We start from the raw sequence: 1566 nt of genomic DNA, 5'->3' as shown, positions 1-1566 counted from the left end.
TCGATTTTGTCCGCTATTTTGAACTTTTTCAGCAAGTTGTCTACTTCTTGTTCCTCTTTTGTCAGCCTGGTCTCACTTGACCCTACATTTGAAATCACTTCATTCATAAAATGATAGTTTCCGATAAGCTTTCCAAAAAAGGCGGCACGGCTGACTGCATTACCGTACATTACTTCTTTTTTCCACGCCTTCCACATCTCTTCTAACGTATGGACTGGATGTACGATGGAATCGGCCCAAACATTGAAAGGAAGTATATCGCCAAGTCCTTCTGCAAACGCAATAAAGGGATTATCGGCATTTTGTTTCAAGAGGGTTCCACTTTTCGTCGGCCTGCGCTTATTTTCCATCAATTGAATAAGCTGATCCAATTGATTGGCTGCAGATGTTACTTTTGATACGCTTTTTTCGTCAAGATCTCTTAATTGATGAATGGTCTCATGGAGATATCGTCCAGAATTGTGAATTTCCGAATCAAATTCCGCCGTAGAGATAGGAGCGCCTCCAATTAAATCGCTGATGCTAAAAAAGGCTTCGTTAATTTCGTTTACTTTATCATGCGTGAATCGTGCCAGTTTGTCGAGTCCGTTTTTTATATCATGTTCAAGAAAATCTTCCCGGATGATGGCCTCATTTGTTTCAAAATCTAATATTTCATTTTTTATACCGTTTAATCGATTCGTGTAGTCATCGAGGAATTGAAGCCATTCATTAATAATTGGCAGATGGTTGCTGGCAAAATGCTTTTTGATCGCTTCTCCCCCGCGTCCCTTTAAGTTGTCATCTAACTCGATGACTTTTTCCATGGCCTCCCGGATGGCATGAACCTGTTCTTTCTCTTGTTCCTTTTTTTCTACCCATCGATCGATTCCATCTAGTACTTCCGACACGTCCAACACTTTCATCGCGTATTCTCCCTGTCAAAGTTATCCGCAAGACGATGTTCTGTTTCTACGAATGATTCAATATTTGACCAGGCATCGGATTCCGCCTTTAATAGCCTCGTTTTATAATCGTGAACAGCCTTATCATAAGCTCTTCCACTTCTTGAAGAAACTTCAGAAATTGAAGAGAAGAATGTCGGAATACAGGTTTTGAGGCAGCTGAATGGAGGTCATTTGTTTTTGCCTTTAACGTATCCAAAGCGGATTTAATCTCCTGTTCGTTTATTTTAATCTCCGGCACATTATTCCTCCTCATCTTTTACGTGTTTGATTTTCTTATGAATGAATTGGATCGAATCAGAAATACTAGCATTGGCCCGTTCTAGCTGTAAAATTTTGTCCTCAATTCTAGTCAAAAGTTCTTCAATTTGACGATCATTTATTGCTTTAAACGCCCGCTCATTTACTTCCCGTAAGTTTCCGAAATGATTCGCATGTTTCCCGGACCAGATTGTTCGCGACAGTTCCGGCTTAAAAATGAGTCTTTTGTTGTTCATTAGCTCTTCTTGTTCATTAGAAATCTTACTTTTCGCCTCATACAAACGTCTTACCTTTTCTTCATTTGCCCGTAATTGCTCCATATATAAAGACACTTCACGATTTAATGTCATTAATCTATATT

Annotated in this window: 3 protein-coding genes; all 3 read right to left on the bottom strand. The window is 39.3% G+C overall.

What is annotated here, in order from left to right:
* A partial coding sequence (locus WD019_RS21580; RefSeq protein ID WP_425712799.1) for a T7SS effector LXG polymorphic toxin occupies positions 1-905 on the bottom strand: 905 nt, incomplete at its 3' end.
* 88 nt (positions 906-993) lie between these two features.
* A complete protein-coding gene (locus WD019_RS21575; protein ID WP_425712798.1) occupies positions 994-1185 on the bottom strand; it encodes a DUF5344 family protein in 192 nt (63 codons plus the stop codon).
* Between the two features lies 1 nt (position 1186).
* Positions 1187-1566, bottom strand: a 380-nt coding sequence (locus tag WD019_RS21570) for a YwqH-like family protein (protein ID WP_425712797.1), incomplete at its 5' end; no start/stop codon positions are given.

Source organism: Fictibacillus sp. Mic-4 (genome assembly GCF_049843615.1).
In the GTDB taxonomy this organism is placed as follows: domain Bacteria; phylum Bacillota; class Bacilli; order Bacillales; family Fictibacillaceae; genus Fictibacillus_A; species Fictibacillus_A gelatini.
This window is presented reverse-complemented; position numbering and strand designations above follow the sequence as displayed.